The sequence below is a fragment of the Acinetobacter sp. BWR-L5 genome (assembly GCF_039655985.1).
Lineage (GTDB): Bacteria > Pseudomonadota > Gammaproteobacteria > Pseudomonadales > Moraxellaceae > Acinetobacter > Acinetobacter johnsonii.
On sequence record NZ_JAGFEV010000002.1, the window covers coordinates 1 to 13,401 of the forward strand.

At 40.4% G+C, this 13,401-nt stretch carries 18 protein-coding genes and 1 rRNA gene; 5 read left to right on the forward strand and 14 right to left on the reverse strand.

The window, feature by feature from the left end; translation table 11 throughout:
* Positions 1-114, forward strand: a 5S ribosomal RNA gene (gene rrf, locus JZ787_RS03505); the annotation flags it as partial.
* A 160-nt stretch (positions 115-274) separates the two neighbouring features.
* Here rrf and JZ787_RS03510 read toward each other — a convergent pair.
* The 7 genes from JZ787_RS03510 to JZ787_RS03540 form a co-directional block, all read right to left on the reverse strand.
* A complete protein-coding gene (locus tag JZ787_RS03510) occupies positions 275-682 on the reverse strand; it encodes a roadblock/LC7 domain-containing protein (RefSeq protein WP_168158287.1) in 408 nt (135 codons plus the stop codon).
* 18 nt (positions 683-700) lie between these two features.
* Positions 701-1,249, reverse strand: a complete 549-nt coding sequence (locus tag JZ787_RS03515; protein ID WP_004695077.1) for an ATP/GTP-binding protein — start codon at positions 1,247-1,249, stop codon at positions 701-703.
* Between the two features lie 9 nt (positions 1,250-1,258).
* Complete coding sequence (locus JZ787_RS03520) at positions 1,259-2,224, reverse strand: hypothetical protein (protein ID WP_168158286.1); 966 nt, start codon at positions 2,222-2,224, stop codon at positions 1,259-1,261.
* Positions 2,225-2,306: 82 nt separating this feature from the next.
* Complete coding sequence (locus JZ787_RS03525) at positions 2,307-2,666, reverse strand: hypothetical protein (protein WP_004983207.1); 360 nt, start codon at positions 2,664-2,666, stop codon at positions 2,307-2,309.
* Positions 2,667-3,062: 396 nt separating this feature from the next.
* Positions 3,063-3,722 carry a hypothetical protein gene (locus JZ787_RS03530; RefSeq protein WP_346311690.1) on the reverse strand — a complete coding sequence of 220 codons (660 nt, stop codon included), beginning with the start codon at positions 3,720-3,722 and terminating at the stop codon, positions 3,063-3,065.
* Between the two features lie 17 nt (positions 3,723-3,739).
* The gene (locus JZ787_RS03535; RefSeq protein WP_005400226.1) at positions 3,740-4,171 is read right to left on the reverse strand and encodes a ClpXP protease specificity-enhancing factor; all 432 of its coding nucleotides are present in this window, start codon (positions 4,169-4,171) and stop codon (positions 3,740-3,742) included.
* Between the two features lie 8 nt (positions 4,172-4,179).
* Positions 4,180-4,833, reverse strand: a complete 654-nt coding sequence (locus JZ787_RS03540; protein ID WP_004695093.1) for a glutathione S-transferase N-terminal domain-containing protein — start codon at positions 4,831-4,833, stop codon at positions 4,180-4,182.
* A gap of 171 nt (positions 4,834-5,004) precedes the next feature.
* On the opposite strand from JZ787_RS03540, the gene JZ787_RS03545 reads away from it, so the two are divergent.
* Entirely contained in the window at positions 5,005-5,391 is a 387-nt protein-coding gene (locus tag JZ787_RS03545; protein WP_346311902.1) for a hypothetical protein, read from the forward strand.
* Positions 5,392-5,515: 124 nt separating this feature from the next.
* On the opposite strand, the gene rpsI is transcribed toward JZ787_RS03545, so the two are convergent.
* Positions 5,516-5,902 carry a 30S ribosomal protein S9 gene (gene rpsI, locus JZ787_RS03550; protein WP_004695095.1) on the reverse strand — a complete coding sequence of 129 codons (387 nt, stop codon included), beginning with the start codon at positions 5,900-5,902 and terminating at the stop codon, positions 5,516-5,518.
* A 12-nt stretch (positions 5,903-5,914) separates the two neighbouring features.
* Positions 5,915-6,343 (reverse strand): 50S ribosomal protein L13, encoded by a 429-nt coding sequence (gene rplM / locus JZ787_RS03555; protein WP_004695096.1) that lies wholly within the window; start codon positions 6,341-6,343, stop codon positions 5,915-5,917.
* Between the two features lie 491 nt (positions 6,344-6,834).
* On the opposite strand from rplM, the gene pdxA reads away from it, so the two are divergent.
* From pdxA to JZ787_RS03570, 3 genes are read left to right on the forward strand one after another with little or no spacing between them, the layout of a single operon-like run.
* Complete coding sequence (gene pdxA, locus JZ787_RS03560; protein ID WP_346311691.1) at positions 6,835-7,803, forward strand: 4-hydroxythreonine-4-phosphate dehydrogenase PdxA; 969 nt, start codon at positions 6,835-6,837, stop codon at positions 7,801-7,803.
* Between the two features lie 32 nt (positions 7,804-7,835).
* The gene (gene rsmA / locus JZ787_RS03565; RefSeq protein ID WP_004695098.1) at positions 7,836-8,648 is read left to right on the forward strand and encodes a 16S rRNA (adenine(1518)-N(6)/adenine(1519)-N(6))-dimethyltransferase RsmA; all 813 of its coding nucleotides are present in this window, start codon (positions 7,836-7,838) and stop codon (positions 8,646-8,648) included.
* A 1-nt stretch (position 8,649) separates the two neighbouring features.
* Positions 8,650-9,498, forward strand: coding sequence for a symmetrical bis(5'-nucleosyl)-tetraphosphatase (locus JZ787_RS03570; protein WP_346311692.1), 849 nt, complete (start codon positions 8,650-8,652; stop codon positions 9,496-9,498).
* 44 nt (positions 9,499-9,542) lie between these two features.
* Here JZ787_RS03570 and JZ787_RS03575 read toward each other — a convergent pair whose 3' ends face one another.
* From JZ787_RS03575 to hflX, 5 genes are all read right to left on the reverse strand, one after another.
* Positions 9,543-9,992: a DUF2147 domain-containing protein gene (locus JZ787_RS03575; protein WP_004695101.1), complete on the reverse strand. Its 450-nt coding sequence runs from the start codon at positions 9,990-9,992 to the stop codon at positions 9,543-9,545.
* A 280-nt stretch (positions 9,993-10,272) separates the two neighbouring features.
* Positions 10,273-10,716: a DUF2147 domain-containing protein gene (locus JZ787_RS03580; protein ID WP_168158282.1), complete on the reverse strand. Its 444-nt coding sequence runs from the start codon at positions 10,714-10,716 to the stop codon at positions 10,273-10,275.
* Positions 10,717-10,803: 87 nt separating this feature from the next.
* A complete protein-coding gene (locus JZ787_RS03585) occupies positions 10,804-11,478 on the reverse strand; it encodes an LrgB family protein (protein WP_004695104.1) in 675 nt (224 codons plus the stop codon).
* Between the two features lie 10 nt (positions 11,479-11,488).
* Positions 11,489-11,860 carry a hypothetical protein gene (locus JZ787_RS03590; protein WP_004695106.1) on the reverse strand — a complete coding sequence of 124 codons (372 nt, stop codon included), beginning with the start codon at positions 11,858-11,860 and terminating at the stop codon, positions 11,489-11,491.
* A 34-nt stretch (positions 11,861-11,894) separates the two neighbouring features.
* Positions 11,895-13,235, reverse strand: a complete 1,341-nt coding sequence (gene hflX / locus JZ787_RS03595) for a ribosome rescue GTPase HflX (protein WP_234951914.1) — start codon at positions 13,233-13,235, stop codon at positions 11,895-11,897.
* Between the last annotated feature and the right edge of the window lie 166 nt (positions 13,236-13,401).

The window sequence follows — 13,401 nt, forward strand, 5'->3', positions numbered from 1 at the left end:
CTGGCGACAATAGCAAGAGTGAACCACCTGATCCCTTCCCGAACTCAGAAGTGAAACCTCTTAGCGCTGATGGTAGTGTGGAGTTATCCATGTGAGAGTAAGTCATCGCCAGCTCATTAATTCTAAATCCCCCTAACTTAACGGTTAGGGGGATTTTTTTATGCTGAAAATATTAAAAATAAAAAGAGTAGAGCGGAGAATGCGTGTTAAATTATAAAAAAATGCATTTATATAAATTAAAATTATGTGAAATATCTACTATTTATCGGAAATATCAGTATTGCATAATTTTGTTACTTGCATTTTTTAGGGTATAGAGTAGCTGCCCTAAGAGTACATCTTTTTCAGTCAAGGTTACGATAATCATTGGATGATTTGGAGAAGGAATCGAGGTTAAAATGGCTTTACCATTGTCCGCATCCAAAGTAATCGACTGACAACCTTCGAGATGAATTTCATTCATAAAGGCTGCAACCATAGCTAAGATTGAGCTACTAACTGCTGCAAGTTTAGTGCTGTTATACCCATCTCTCTTATAAACATGGGCTAACTCGAAGCCATCTGTGCTACACAGCATGACATAATTGACACTGCGGACATTCATGAGAACATCTTGAATCTCACTCTTTGCAAAATCAATTAACTCTTTTGGTGCTGTGCGGCTTTGCGCTAAAGTAAACATATAGAACCTCGTTAAGGGTTAATTGGCAATATTTGAGTTGATCTCAATGGATGTAATAAGCGCTTCTAATAATAACAAAACGTCATCTTTCTTCCTTGCATCGATAAAGAAGAGTGGAGAAAAGAGATCATTTTGTAATAACCAGTCTTTATAGATAGTGGTTGATTTGGTTGACTCAGAAAGAAGATCGGTATGTGTAATGCCGATCGCAATATTGTCGGTAAAGTTTTGAAAGGTTTCCAGATAACTTTCTAATTCTTGAATAGGGTTGTCTGAATGATGGTCAATCAAAATTACAGCACCAATAGCACCTTTAGTAATGGCAGACCAAATAAAGTCGAAGCGGCTTTGCCCAGGTGTACCATATAGCCCAATGGTCAGGTTTTCATCAAGCGTGATTTCACCATAATCAATACCAACAGTAGTTTCCAATTTGGTATGGCGCTGTGCATCTGTGTTGAAAGCCTCCGTTTGCAGTACAGGAATCTCTGAGAGTGATCGAATCGCCTCTGTCTTACCCGCGCCCATACCACCAGCAAAAACAATTTTAAAGCGTTGTAAAATCATATTATTATCCTATATGCCTAGTTTTTTTCTTAGTTTTCCAAAAAAGCTTTTAATTAATCCTGCTTCTTCTGTAACTTGAGGCATTTCTGGTGGGTTAAAGTGTTTATCCCAAATATTGATTTTTGAGAGATTATGGGTCGCGATATTGGCTGCAATAAAGCGCTGCACAGTTTCAATAGGGAGATTCAACTGCGTTGCAATTTTTGAAATTTTACCACCTTGAATAAAGCAGCTGGAAAGTTGAAAAATGGTTTTCCTGTCCACATTACTTGCTGGCTTAGGCCACATATGGATCTTAAAATGTCCATCTTCAGGTGCAATTTCTTTCAAAAATATGGGTGAATCCCAAAAAAACTGCCATAACCAGTCGCTAAGTATATGGGGTTGCTTGCGTGAGACTTTCATGAAGTTGCTGGTGCTGGCAATGTCATAATCAAAACCAGAATCTGTAAAGGCTTGTTCTCGTTCTGTATTGAGCCAAGCGATATTTTTCTGAATATCAATAATGGCAATGGTGCCCAAAGTATCAAAAAGATGTAGCTTTGAGTTGCGTTCGGTATCCAGCATTTTGCTGAAATATTCTAATTTGTAGTGTGTTTTTTTATTCTGAGTTTCGATAGGAAGGATTTGTTGATTGTCAAAAGAGGGGGGCAGTAGATGTTGAATAATCCAATTCGAGAAGCTTTCAAGATGTGTAATTGGTAAAGAAATTGTGTTTTCGTGGAGTCGGTTTTCGTTATGGGTTTGCTTAGAAATTTTTAGCCATGGGAACTGACGACTTCGAATGATCTTTTGGATCCCTTCGGTTTCATAAAAACTTTCATGGATAAATAAACAATCAATAGTTGGGTCAGCAGCGGAGCTCCAGTTAATTTGATACTCTTGAGGAATGAGATTACGTAGCTGTGTTTTAAGTTCGTCAGAATGGTTTGAACTCAGGCCAGTAATCGCAATATTAATATATTGCTTATTCATAGTGTTTCTTTAATTTAATTAGGTTGAAGAGGACAACGCATACAACCCCTTTCCCAAAAGGATGAGAAAGGGGCAATTCAAATTAAGAAAAATCTAGGCCTTTTTCATATCCTTTAAGTTCATGGCGAGCCATAGCAAGGTTTGCTTTAGAGCGTTCAAGGACAAGATATAAGAAAATTTTGTCATTGCCTTCTAAAGGACGAATAAGGTGATACTGCTTACCTAGTGTAATTAAAATATCTTCGATGGTGTCATTCAAGTTCAATGCTTGTGCAACACGTCGTTTTGAGCGAACGACTTCAGTATTACCTGCAGCCGCGAGTTCTAAATCAATGCTTCCACCGCCTTGAGTTGCTAGGGCCAAACCGCTTTCCCCATCGACCAATGCTGCTGCATAGAATCCATCGATATTTGCTAATGCTTCCAATGACACTTTAGCCATAGTTTTTCTCTTTAATTTTATGAGTTTTGAAATCCTTTTAACTTGTTGTTTCACAAGTCGATTTAATTATATGGACGGCGTGAAAAAATTATCAATATAAATAAATGTAACAAAAAAAAGATGAATAAATGTACGATTAAACCCGAGGCTTTTAGTCAGTTTTTGCTACAGATTTTGTGATTAGGTTTGCGTATTTTAAAAAGGAGTGTGAAAAAGTTTATTGTTATTTGAAAAAGTGTTTAATTTATTTGCTATTGTAACAAAATGTAACTTTTACCATTTGGACAAATAAAAATAAAAAAAGAAATCGATTTTTTTGATTTTTAAAGATGAAACATATAATTATTTTTCATTAAAAAATAAAGGGATGCGCAAAATGAGTGCATCCCTTGGAGATTAGGCAAACATTTGACTTGCTGCGCAATAAAGTCCCCATAAAATCGCGATAGCGACAGCAGGCTCAATCAGTTTTGCCCATGTTGGCGTTGGATTTTGCTCTGCTACCTGTGTGTGTAGCTGATCTGAGTGGTCTGTTGCGTGTTGATTTACCATTTGATTAAACTCCTTCATCGTCTCTTCTAATGATAGCTCTTCTTCAGGCTTTGGTTTAGAGCCAATCAGTTCTGTTAGCTCACTTGTTGTCCAAACCCAGTCATCAGCCAGACCAGAGAGGTGCTCGATTTGACCGACAAGCAACTCGCGTATTCCATGTTCACCAAAGTTCCCTGTGGCATCAAGTTGTTTGAGTTCAGCAAACTGCAGGCTCAACATGCTGGTTAGGCTGTGCTCTAAGTCTGCCTTTGCTAACTGTGATTCATTTTGCGGAGACGTGGTGAGATGCCTTGCAAGTTCTTGAATATAGAGGTGATCTTGAGTTTGAATCTCTTGATAGAGCTTGGTGCCATCTTGACGCATCAAGGTGATGAGTTTTCCAAGGGAGAGGGTGTTGGCCTCAGAAAGATATTGAAGTCGCTCCTCATCTGAATATTGACTCAGAAGCTCAGGCTTTTGAATTTTAATCTGCTCTGCAAAATATTGTACTAAATCAAAAGCCATATAATTACTCCATTTTATTAATCTAATAACCTTAAACTTGGTTTTTTCTTAGCGGGTTCAGTTTTTTCTTCATTGTCTGATTTTAAAGCATTTTGCTCGCTTTGGGTATGATTGTCATACTCACTTGGATCGAAGAACAAACCCTGTCCATTTTCACGGGCATAAATGCCAATCACAGCATTAAGTGGTACATAGATATCACGAGATACCCCACCAAAACGTGCAGAGAAGGTAATCGCATCGTTGCTCATATGTAGCGCATGTACGGCATGAGGGACGATGTTTAAGACAATTTGGCCATCTTGAATAAACTGTTCAGGAACGAGAGTATTGGGCTGGGTTGCATCGACCAATAAATGCGGTGTCAGTTGGTTATCACAAATCCATTCATAAATGGCGCGAGCTAAATATGGACGAGTCGGCGTAAGGTTTAATTCTTGATCAGACATAATGTTCTCTACGGCTGTTTAAATTCAGATTGATAATGGTTTTTCTCCTGCAAAGTTAAAGACTTTAAAAATGCAGGACGACTAAAAATACGTTGGCAATATAAATAGATTGGGCGGCATTGCTGTTTGGGTAAATGCACGCCCATGCTGTTTAAGCGTAGAAAGATAGGCGCAAGCATGCAATCTAAAATACTAAAGCTTTCCGACATGAAATAGGGGAAATGCTGGAACAATGGTGTTAAGGAAATGAGTGTATCTTTCAGTTTTTTTTGTGCTTTCAGTTTTGCTTGTTCATCGAGTGTATCTGGATGTCGCAGCATCATATCGGCAAGTTTTAACCAATCTTGTTCAAAGCGCCAAATGTACTGACGCTGTTCCGCGCGAGGCATAGGCGCGTCAGCATAGAGCTTGTTTTGACGATAACGATCGTCTAAATACTCGGAGATGATATTGGCGTTGAATAGTTTTAAATCATTTTCAATCAACATCGGCAGCTGATTATAAGGGTTTAAGCTGGCGAGATCTTCATCATCAGCATCACTTAAAACCAAATGGTATTTGATTTGCTTTTCTGCAAGTACATAACGAATCCAATGGGAGCGAAAATCATCTGCATGGCTATACAGCGTAATTCCTTGAAGCGGAGTAGTTTCGACAGACATATTTCAAGAAACTAGGTGAAGTGAATCGGTTAGAATACTAAAAATAGCCAATAAAATCATCTTAACTTTAATATGCTTATACAATCGAACAACTTGAAAGAAATCAAAAATAAGGATAGAACCATGCAGCTTTGGCTCAGAATCACCCAATCGATCGCAGTTATTATATTAATGACTTTCATCTCAAGTAGTTATGCTCAAAATCAAGAAGCAGCCGAACAGGTAGATGTAGCGCAGCAGACTGCTGAATATGCAGCTTGTATTGCCGATGAAGCCTGTGATGTTGCTACTTCTGTATCCGAGGATGAGATGTATGGCGGCATTCAGCAAGAATATACAGTAAAAGGCTGTAAGGTCACTGTTTATAATGATGGGCCTGTGAAAATGGTCGATGAGAAAACCGGCGAGCCGTGTAATGCACCACTTCCCAAAGATCATCAATTCTCTAAATCTAAAGAAGTACATACACATCAAGAAAATGATTGCATCGTTACCGAACAGATTAGTATGGATGGTGCTGCTGATGCGACAATGGACTGCTCAAAGAGAGGTCGGTAAAATAACATCTAAAACTAGAATTTAATCGATCTATTTAAACGTAAGTAAATAATTTTGAAGAAAAATATAGTATAAAAAAACCTCGGAAAATTCCGAGGTTTTTTTGTCCGATTCGGTAAACGAATTAACGTTTAGAGAATTGAGGACGTTTACGAGCTTTACGTAAACCAAGTTTCTTACGTTCAACTTCACGAGCATCACGAGTAACGAAACCAGCTTGACGAAGAGCAGGTTTAAGTGTTTCGTCAGAAGCGATCAACGCACGAGTAATACCGTGACGGATAGCGCCAGCTTGACCACCGATACCACCACCAGCAACAGTGATGTAAAGGTCATACTTTTCAGTAACTTCAAGAAGCTCTAAAGGTTGACGAACAACCATACGAGCAGTTTCACGACCGAAGTATTGCTCAAGAGTACGGTTGTTAATTACGAGCTTGCCTGTACCAGCTGACAAGAAAACACGTGCAGTTGCGGTCTTACGGCGACCTGTACCATAATTAGTAGCCATGTGCTGTATCCCTTAGATGTCCAAAACTTGTGGCTGTTGAGCAGCGTGTGGATGCTCTGTACCTGCATACACTTTCATTTTCTTGATCATTGCATAACCAAGAGGACCTTTTGGTAACATACCTTTAACAGCTTTTTCTAAAACCGCTTCAGGTTTGTGAGCGATTAACTTTTCAAAGTTAGTCTCACGGATACCACCAGGGAAGCCAGTGTGGCGATAGTATTTTTTATCAAGTGCTTTTTTACCAGTCACTTGAATTTCTTCAGCATTGATTACAACGATATAATCGCCAGTGTCAACGTGAGGAGTATAAGAAGTCTTGTGCTTACCACGTAGACGACGAGCGATTTCAGTCGCAAGGCGACCTAAAGTTTTGCCAGAAGCATCAACAACGTACCAGTCGTGTTGAACTTCAGCAGGCTTAGCGCTGAGAGTTTTCATTAAACCACTACCTATTATAGTTGGTTTGGACTATGGAATCTGTCCAAACAAAAGGAGACGCGATTCTAAACGAAGTTGCTCAGAATCACAAATGAAAATATAAAATTTCAAGAGCCGTATTTTAAGGTATTTCCCCACATAAAGGAAGAGATCAAAGTTTATTCTTTTTAAAAAATCACAAAAGCGTTCAAACTTTAAAAAATGAGGAAACAGCGATATTGAACTTGATGACTTCACTGAATGAAATGCGGGATCATCACCATAGAACCATTTTAAAATAACGGATAGTACAAGAGTTACGACTCGCAATTTCTTTGCTCATGTTTTATATGTTTGAGGCTTTATTTTTTCTTTGAAAGTCGATGGAATGTGAAAACAGGATAAGTGAGGATTTAAATATAAAAGAATAGGTTCAAGTTGAGTACAGTGAATGCGGAGATACTGGGTGAGACGTTGTATAATAGTCAAAACGCATTTTACTTGAGTTGATCATGCTGCCTTTATATGTCACCAGTGGTGAACCTGCTGGGATTGGTCCAGATATTTGTTTAAGCCTTGCTGCTCGTATAGATGAGCGTCCGATTGTGGTCCTTGGTGATATAAACTTGCTACGTACACGTGCAGCATGTTTGGGATTGGACATTGAACTGATTGAATATTCAGGGCAAGAAGCATCATCAACTCAGGGTCAACTTTATGTTGAGCATGTGCCTTTAAGTGAAGCTGTTGTAATGGGTGAGCTCAATCCTCAAAATTCGGCTTATGTCTTAGAGCAGCTACGACGTTCGGCCGATTATGCCATGTCAGGTAAAAGTGTAGGTGTTGCAACTGCTCCTGTACAAAAGTCAGTCATCAATGATGCTGGGATTCACTTTAGTGGACATACCGAATACTACCAAGAGTTTGCTGGAGTTGAACGTGTGGTGATGATGCTCGCAACCAAGACGTTACGTGTCGCGCTGGCTACTACACATTTGCCATTAAGAGCTGTACCCGATGCGATTACTAAAGAACGACTGCATCAAGTGATTGATATTTTAATTCAAGACTTAAAAAGCAAATTTAAAAAAGAGCATCCCCTCATTTTAGTGTGTGGCCTAAATCCACATGCTGGGGAGGATGGTTATTTGGGTATGGAAGAAATTGAGGTGATTAACCCCGTGTTGGAAAGCTACCGTGCTCAAGGCATAAATATGAGCCTGAGCCTACCCGCAGATACATTATTCACCCCAGAAAACTTAAAAGATGCCGATGCTGTTTTGGCGATGTATCACGATCAGGGCTTACCTGTGTTAAAATCGCAAGGGTTTGGTGAAGCCATTAATATTACTTTGGGCTTACCGTTTATTCGTACCTCAGTCGATCATGGCACAGCTCTCTCCCTCGCAGGCACAGGTCTTGCGAAAAGCTCAAGCTTACAGGTCGCTGTTGATTTAGCGTTAGAATTAGCTCGTCACTAATGTTCAGTGACTAACTCACGTTGGAAAATTTTATGTATCAAATTAATGCCTTAAACCCTAAAGATGAAGGGCACCATACGCGGAAGCGTTTTGGGCAAAACTTCTTACATGACCAACGTGTGATTGCCAAGATTGTACGTTCAGTTGCACCCCGTTCAGGTGATAACATTGTGGAAATTGGCCCGGGTTTGGCAGCATTAACATCACCGTTGATTGGTGAGTGTGACGCACTTACGGTTGTCGAATTAGACCGTGATTTGGCGGCAGGTTTGCCGGGGCGTGTACCACATCCTGAACGTTTAACCATTATTGAAACGGATGCTCTGAAGTACGATTTCACCAATTTATTTGAAGATGGTCGTCCTTTACGGGTTGTGGGTAATTTGCCGTATAACATCTCGACCCCACTTCTGTTTCACCTCTTAGAGTTTGGTGACAAAGTTAAAGACATGCACTTTATGCTACAAAAAGAAGTGGTTGACCGTATTACGGCTTCTCCAAATAGCAAAGAATATGGTCGTTTGTCGGTGATGATTCAGTATTTCTGTAAACCTACGTTCTTGTTTGAAGTACCACCGGGTTCATTTAACCCGCCACCAAAAGTGACTTCTGCGGTGTTCCGCCTAGAGCCGTATGCGGTTAAGCCGATTGTGGCAAAAAATGAAAAAGCCTTGGCACGTTTGGTCTCGCACGTCTTTACTCAGCGTCGTAAAACTTTGCGTAATAGTTTAAAAGGCATGTTGGTTGAAGATGGTTTTGAACAAGCAGGTGTTGATCCGATGGCGCGTCCAGAGACTTTAACACTGGCTCAATTTGTGGCATTAGCAGATCAAATGGTGGCTTAAGGTGGCAGGTGCAGAAATTCGATACAATTATGTCATTGGTGATGTGCAGGGTTGTTTTGAAGCACTTAAAGCCTTGTTAAAGACCATACAGTTTGATCCTGACCAAGATTTTATTTGGTTTGCAGGGGATTTGGTTGCCCGTGGTGAAAACTCATTGGGTGCTTTACGTTTTATTAAAAAATTAGTAGAGCGTAATGCGGCTGCAACAGTTTTAGGCAATCATGATTTAACTTTGCTGGCGGCTGCACGTAGCATTAAAGCAATTAAAGACAAAGATAACATTCGTGATGTGATTGATGCGATTGATAGTGATGATTTGATTGATTGGCTACGTAAACAACCTTTGTGTGTGTTCCCAAACGCAAAGACGATTCTGACTCATGCAGGCATTCCAACCAATTGGACAGCAGAACAAACTGCTGCTTTAGCCGCAGAAGTTGAAGCGGTCATTGCAGCGGATGATTTTGATGTTGTCGATGCCTTTTTAAAAGAAATGTATGGCAAAGAGCCCACCTTATGGTCGGATGAACTGACGGGGCATGCGCGTTTACGTTGTATCGTAAATTATTTGACTCGTATGCGTTTAACCGATAGTGCTGGGCGTTTGGAGTTTAGTTTTAAAGACTCACTCAGCGACCCGATGCCTGAAGGCTTCAAACCATGGTTTGAATTTGCTTCACAAGCAGCGCAAACTCATAAAGTTGTGTTTGGTCACTGGGCCGCTTTACAAGGCAAAACCATTTCGGATTCGATTCAAAATGTAGATGGCGGTTGTGTTTGGGGGCATCAATTAATGGCTTATCGTCTAGAAGATGAGACTTTATTTGCCGTTGATAATCCAGTTCAATAGCTCATGCATTAAAAAAGCCACGAATTTCGTGGCTTTTTTTATTCTTAGTCGATTCTTAACCAGGTTTGGTTACGACCTAAAGCAGAAACACCGATGTATGCACGTAGCGAAAGACGCTTTCCTGTGGCATTCAGTTTCATTTTCGCATCATAAAGTTTGCCAGACAAAGGATCAATCACACGACCTTTTTCATAGTTATTGGTGCCGTCGACATGCTTTAAGCCTTTAATAATGTCCATACCCAAAATTGGTTTGTTGGTATATGGCGTAGGGCAATTCACGCAAGTTTCTTTTGGTGTATAACCTGGGCGTGGTGTAATTTTTACAATTTTTCCAGTATAGGTATTATTCGATTCTTTACGAATTTCGATAATGGCTTTTGGTGAGCCTGATTTATCATCAATTTGTTGCCATGTCCCTGTTAAGTCCTGTGCAAATGCTCCCCCGCAAAGCATGGACAATGTTAATCCCGCGATAAAAAACTTACTTTTCATATAAGGTTCTCTATAGTTTCACAAAAAGATATCCAAGACACAGAAAAATAAACAGTTTGCACCAGGCAAACTGTTTTGTGTTTAGATATGAGTTAGGCAGTTGCCTTTAAAAATTGAAAAATCATACACGCTTAGCTGAAACTCTTTTATTCATTGAATTTGAAACCATCAGACTAAGTTTGGAGTAATGTATAAGTGACTCAGTAGTGGTCTACAAAATCTAAAATGAATTGATCAAGTGATTGCGTAGACCGGGCCTGTTCAGTAATAAGAACCTAGATTATTCTCGAATCCAAGTTTGGCTGCGACCTAGAGCCGATATGCCCACGTATCCTCGCAAGGTTAAGCGTTTGCCATTCGAACTGAGTTTTGCTTTACAGCTATAAATATTACCAGAAAGTGGATCAATGATTTTTCCACCCGTGTAATTGGTATCACCGCTGTGTTTCAAACCTTTCATCACATCCATGCCTAAAATAGGCTTATTGGTATACGGCGCAGGGCAATTAATACAAGTTTCTTTTGGTGTATAACCCGGACGAGGCGTTACTTTAACGATCTTAGCGGTATATGTCCCGTTTGATTCTTTGCGAATATCAAGGATGGCTTTTGACGACCCAGTTTTGTCATCAATATTTTTCCAAGTGCCGCTAATATCTTCAGCGAAAGCTGTACTACCCATAACGGTTGTAGCGAATGCGATTGCAAGTGTCAATTTGCTCATGAACAAAATCCTTTTATCATTTAATCAACGACAAACTCATCTTAAGTTGATTTTTTAAACAATACAATTGTTTATATGAGGAACATATCACATTTTTTGCAAGTATAGAATAAACAATGGTAACCAGATTGCTGTAAATACCGCATTGACAGCCATTCCAAAGGCTGCGTAACGTCCAGCAATACTTCCCCGTTGCCATGCTTGAGCTGTACCGATGGCATGGGCTGCAAGACCTAGCGCTAGGCCCGATGCCCGCTCGTCATTAATGTGTTTGAGAATCAGTGGCGAAAATGCAGCACCAATCACACCGGATAAAATCACGATTAAAATGGCCAGACTCACAGGGGCTTGCAGCAGTGTTGCAATGTTAATTGCGATAGGCGTTGTGACTGCGCGCGTGGCAAATGCCATAATGGTAGGATCGGACAAATGTAGTAGATAAGCCAGTCCCATCGGCAGTCCGACCGCACTGATACTGGCAAAGACCAAGATACCCACCACGGCTTTGAGGGGGAGGTCGTCATAGCGCATAGCAGCCAATGGAATAGCTAATGCAACCGTGACATAACCGAGCAGATGGTTAAACACTGGATTTACCTGTGCCATATATTGCTCATACGGAATGTTTAACAACAACAGCAGGGCAATCACAAAGCACATGCCAAAAACAATCACGGGAATTTGTGGCAGTTTTTTGTTGAGTGGCTTTGCCAGTAAATAGGCAACGAGGGTTAGGAAAAAACCGAAAATAATGGGAATCATGTGCACACTCCTAAAGCCATTTCTTAGACATTTTTGCGTAAACCCACAGTGGAATTAGTGTGCTGACAAATAGCACCACCAAAAACATTGGGATTTCACTTCCTAAATGCGTCATCATTAGTAAGGAACCTGCACTGATAGGTAGAAAAGCAAAGGCACTTTCTTTCATGATTTTATTGTTGGTATCGACCAAACGTGCTGGAATTTTATGAAATTTTCTCCAACCTAAAAGGACGATTAATAAACTAATCAGTCCAATTAAATTGCCCAGTTCAGGATGTCCAAAACGTCCAGTGATCCACACAGCCGCCTCACGAAAGATGATGATCAGGGCAACCGTGCCGATCCATGCTTTCCAATCAACAGTTTTTATCCATTCCATTTTGTTCTGTCATTAACATTTTACTTATCACGTTTTAACCGATTTGGTTTTTGATTTCAAATTCTTCGAGTTCACGATGAAATTGTTTTGCTTTCAAACCTAAAATTTCATCAATTGGTAAATGTGCTTGTTTAATCAGTTGTTCAAGTTTATGCGGTGCAATATACACTTGTAGGTGTAGGTTGCCCTCATCATCATAATTTTCAGATTGAATCACATTTAGGCCGTACAGTTGATTACGCAATTTGCCATAGGCTGGTTTGAGTAGGACGTCAAAGTTTTGAATTTGACCCATCAAGCACTCTTGTACCGCTTGGCGTAGTAGATCAAATCCTTCGCCTGTATGTGCTGAGACATAGACACGCTCAGGTACATTGGGTTCAGCGTAAATGATTTTGGCTTGTTCGCCACTTTGATCGATCTTGTTATACACCCGTAGAATTGGAATATCTGCGCCAATTTCTTTGAGCACTTTTTCAACAGCTTCAATTTGTTCCATATGGTCTGGACTACTCGAGTCAATCACATGCAACAGCAAACTGGCTTCTAATGTTTCCTCTAGCGTCGCTTTAAACGATTCTACTAAAGCATGCGCAAGATTACGTACAAAACCAACCGTGTCAGCTAGGACCAGTGGGCCAATACCATCCCATTCCAAACGTCTTAAGGTTGGATCTAAGGTTGCAAATAATTGATCTGCGGCATAAACATCAGATTTGGCTAGGGTGTTAAACAGGGTTGATTTGCCCGCATTGGTATAACCAACCAAAGAAACGGTTGGAATCGCGGCTTTTTGACGTGCAGCACGGCCTTGGATACGGGTCTGACGGACTTTTTCTAATTTATCTTTAAGTTGTCCAACACGGACACGGAGTAAACGACGGTCAGTTTCGAGTTGCGTTTCACCTGGACCACGGAGTCCAATCCCGCCTTTTTGGCTATCGAGGCTAATGCCTGTACCGACCAGTCGAGAAGACAAGTGATCCAATTGAGCCAATTCGACTTGAAGTTTACCTTCATGGGTACGGGCACGTTGTGCAAAGATATCCAAAATAAGGCGTGTACGGTCAATGACGCGGCACTTAATAATACGACTCAGGTTACGTTCCTGACTGGGTGTTAGGGCATGGTCAATAATCACCAGCGTGGCTTCAAGCTCCTCAACGCGAGCAGCAATTTCCTCTGCTTTGCCTGAACCAATGAAATATTTAGCATCGGGTTTGAATCTTTGAGCGTGAACATGCTCCAGAATTTCTGCACCTGCCGACTTAGCAAGCAAACGAAATTCTTCTGCATCAAGGTCTTCGAGAATATGGATGGCAACACTGACTAAAATGGTTTTTTCGCCACCTTGCTTCTGCTCAAAATATTCCACTAAATTCGATCTCACATTGAAAACTCTAGTGTAGATGAATTTGCTGAGATTGAGCGAAATAGTTATGCCGTTGCCTTACATTGAGCGAAATAAGTGAACCAAAAGCAGCAAGGTGCCAAAGTATAAAATACTGAGCCCTATAATAAATTTCAGTGCCTGAACAGGA

Excerpts from the sequence above, each read along its gene's own strand:
- JZ787_RS03510 (WP_168158287.1), bottom strand. The coding sequence starts at position 682 with ATGTTTACTTTAGCGCAAAGCCGCACAGCACCAAAAGAGTTAATTGAT.
- JZ787_RS03515 (WP_004695077.1), bottom strand. The coding sequence starts at position 1,249 with ATGATTTTACAACGCTTTAAAATTGTTTTTGCTGGTGGTATGGGCGCG.
- JZ787_RS03520 (WP_168158286.1), bottom strand. The coding sequence starts at position 2,224 with ATGAATAAGCAATATATTAATATTGCGATTACTGGCCTGAGTTCAAAC.
- JZ787_RS03525 (WP_004983207.1), bottom strand. The coding sequence starts at position 2,666 with ATGGCTAAAGTGTCATTGGAAGCATTAGCAAATATCGATGGATTCTAT.
- JZ787_RS03530 (WP_346311690.1), bottom strand. The coding sequence starts at position 3,722 with ATGGCTTTTGATTTAGTACAATATTTTGCAGAGCAGATTAAAATTCAA.
- JZ787_RS03535 (WP_005400226.1), bottom strand. The coding sequence starts at position 4,171 with ATGTCTGATCAAGAATTAAACCTTACGCCGACTCGTCCATATTTAGCT.
- JZ787_RS03540 (WP_004695093.1), bottom strand. The coding sequence starts at position 4,833 with ATGTCTGTCGAAACTACTCCGCTTCAAGGAATTACGCTGTATAGCCAT.
- JZ787_RS03545 (WP_346311902.1), top strand. The coding sequence starts at position 5,005 with ATGACTTTCATCTCAAGTAGTTATGCTCAAAATCAAGAAGCAGCCGAA.
- rpsI (WP_004695095.1), bottom strand. The coding sequence starts at position 5,902 with ATGGCTACTAATTATGGTACAGGTCGCCGTAAGACCGCAACTGCACGT.
- rplM (WP_004695096.1), bottom strand. The coding sequence starts at position 6,343 with ATGAAAACTCTCAGCGCTAAGCCTGCTGAAGTTCAACACGACTGGTAC.
- pdxA (WP_346311691.1), top strand. The coding sequence starts at position 6,835 with ATGCTGCCTTTATATGTCACCAGTGGTGAACCTGCTGGGATTGGTCCA.
- rsmA (WP_004695098.1), top strand. The coding sequence starts at position 7,836 with ATGTATCAAATTAATGCCTTAAACCCTAAAGATGAAGGGCACCATACG.
- JZ787_RS03575 (WP_004695101.1), bottom strand. The coding sequence starts at position 9,992 with ATGAAAAGTAAGTTTTTTATCGCGGGATTAACATTGTCCATGCTTTGC.
- JZ787_RS03580 (WP_168158282.1), bottom strand. The coding sequence starts at position 10,716 with ATGAGCAAATTGACACTTGCAATCGCATTCGCTACAACCGTTATGGGT.
- JZ787_RS03585 (WP_004695104.1), bottom strand. The coding sequence starts at position 11,478 with ATGATTCCCATTATTTTCGGTTTTTTCCTAACCCTCGTTGCCTATTTA.
- JZ787_RS03590 (WP_004695106.1), bottom strand. The coding sequence starts at position 11,860 with ATGGAATGGATAAAAACTGTTGATTGGAAAGCATGGATCGGCACGGTT.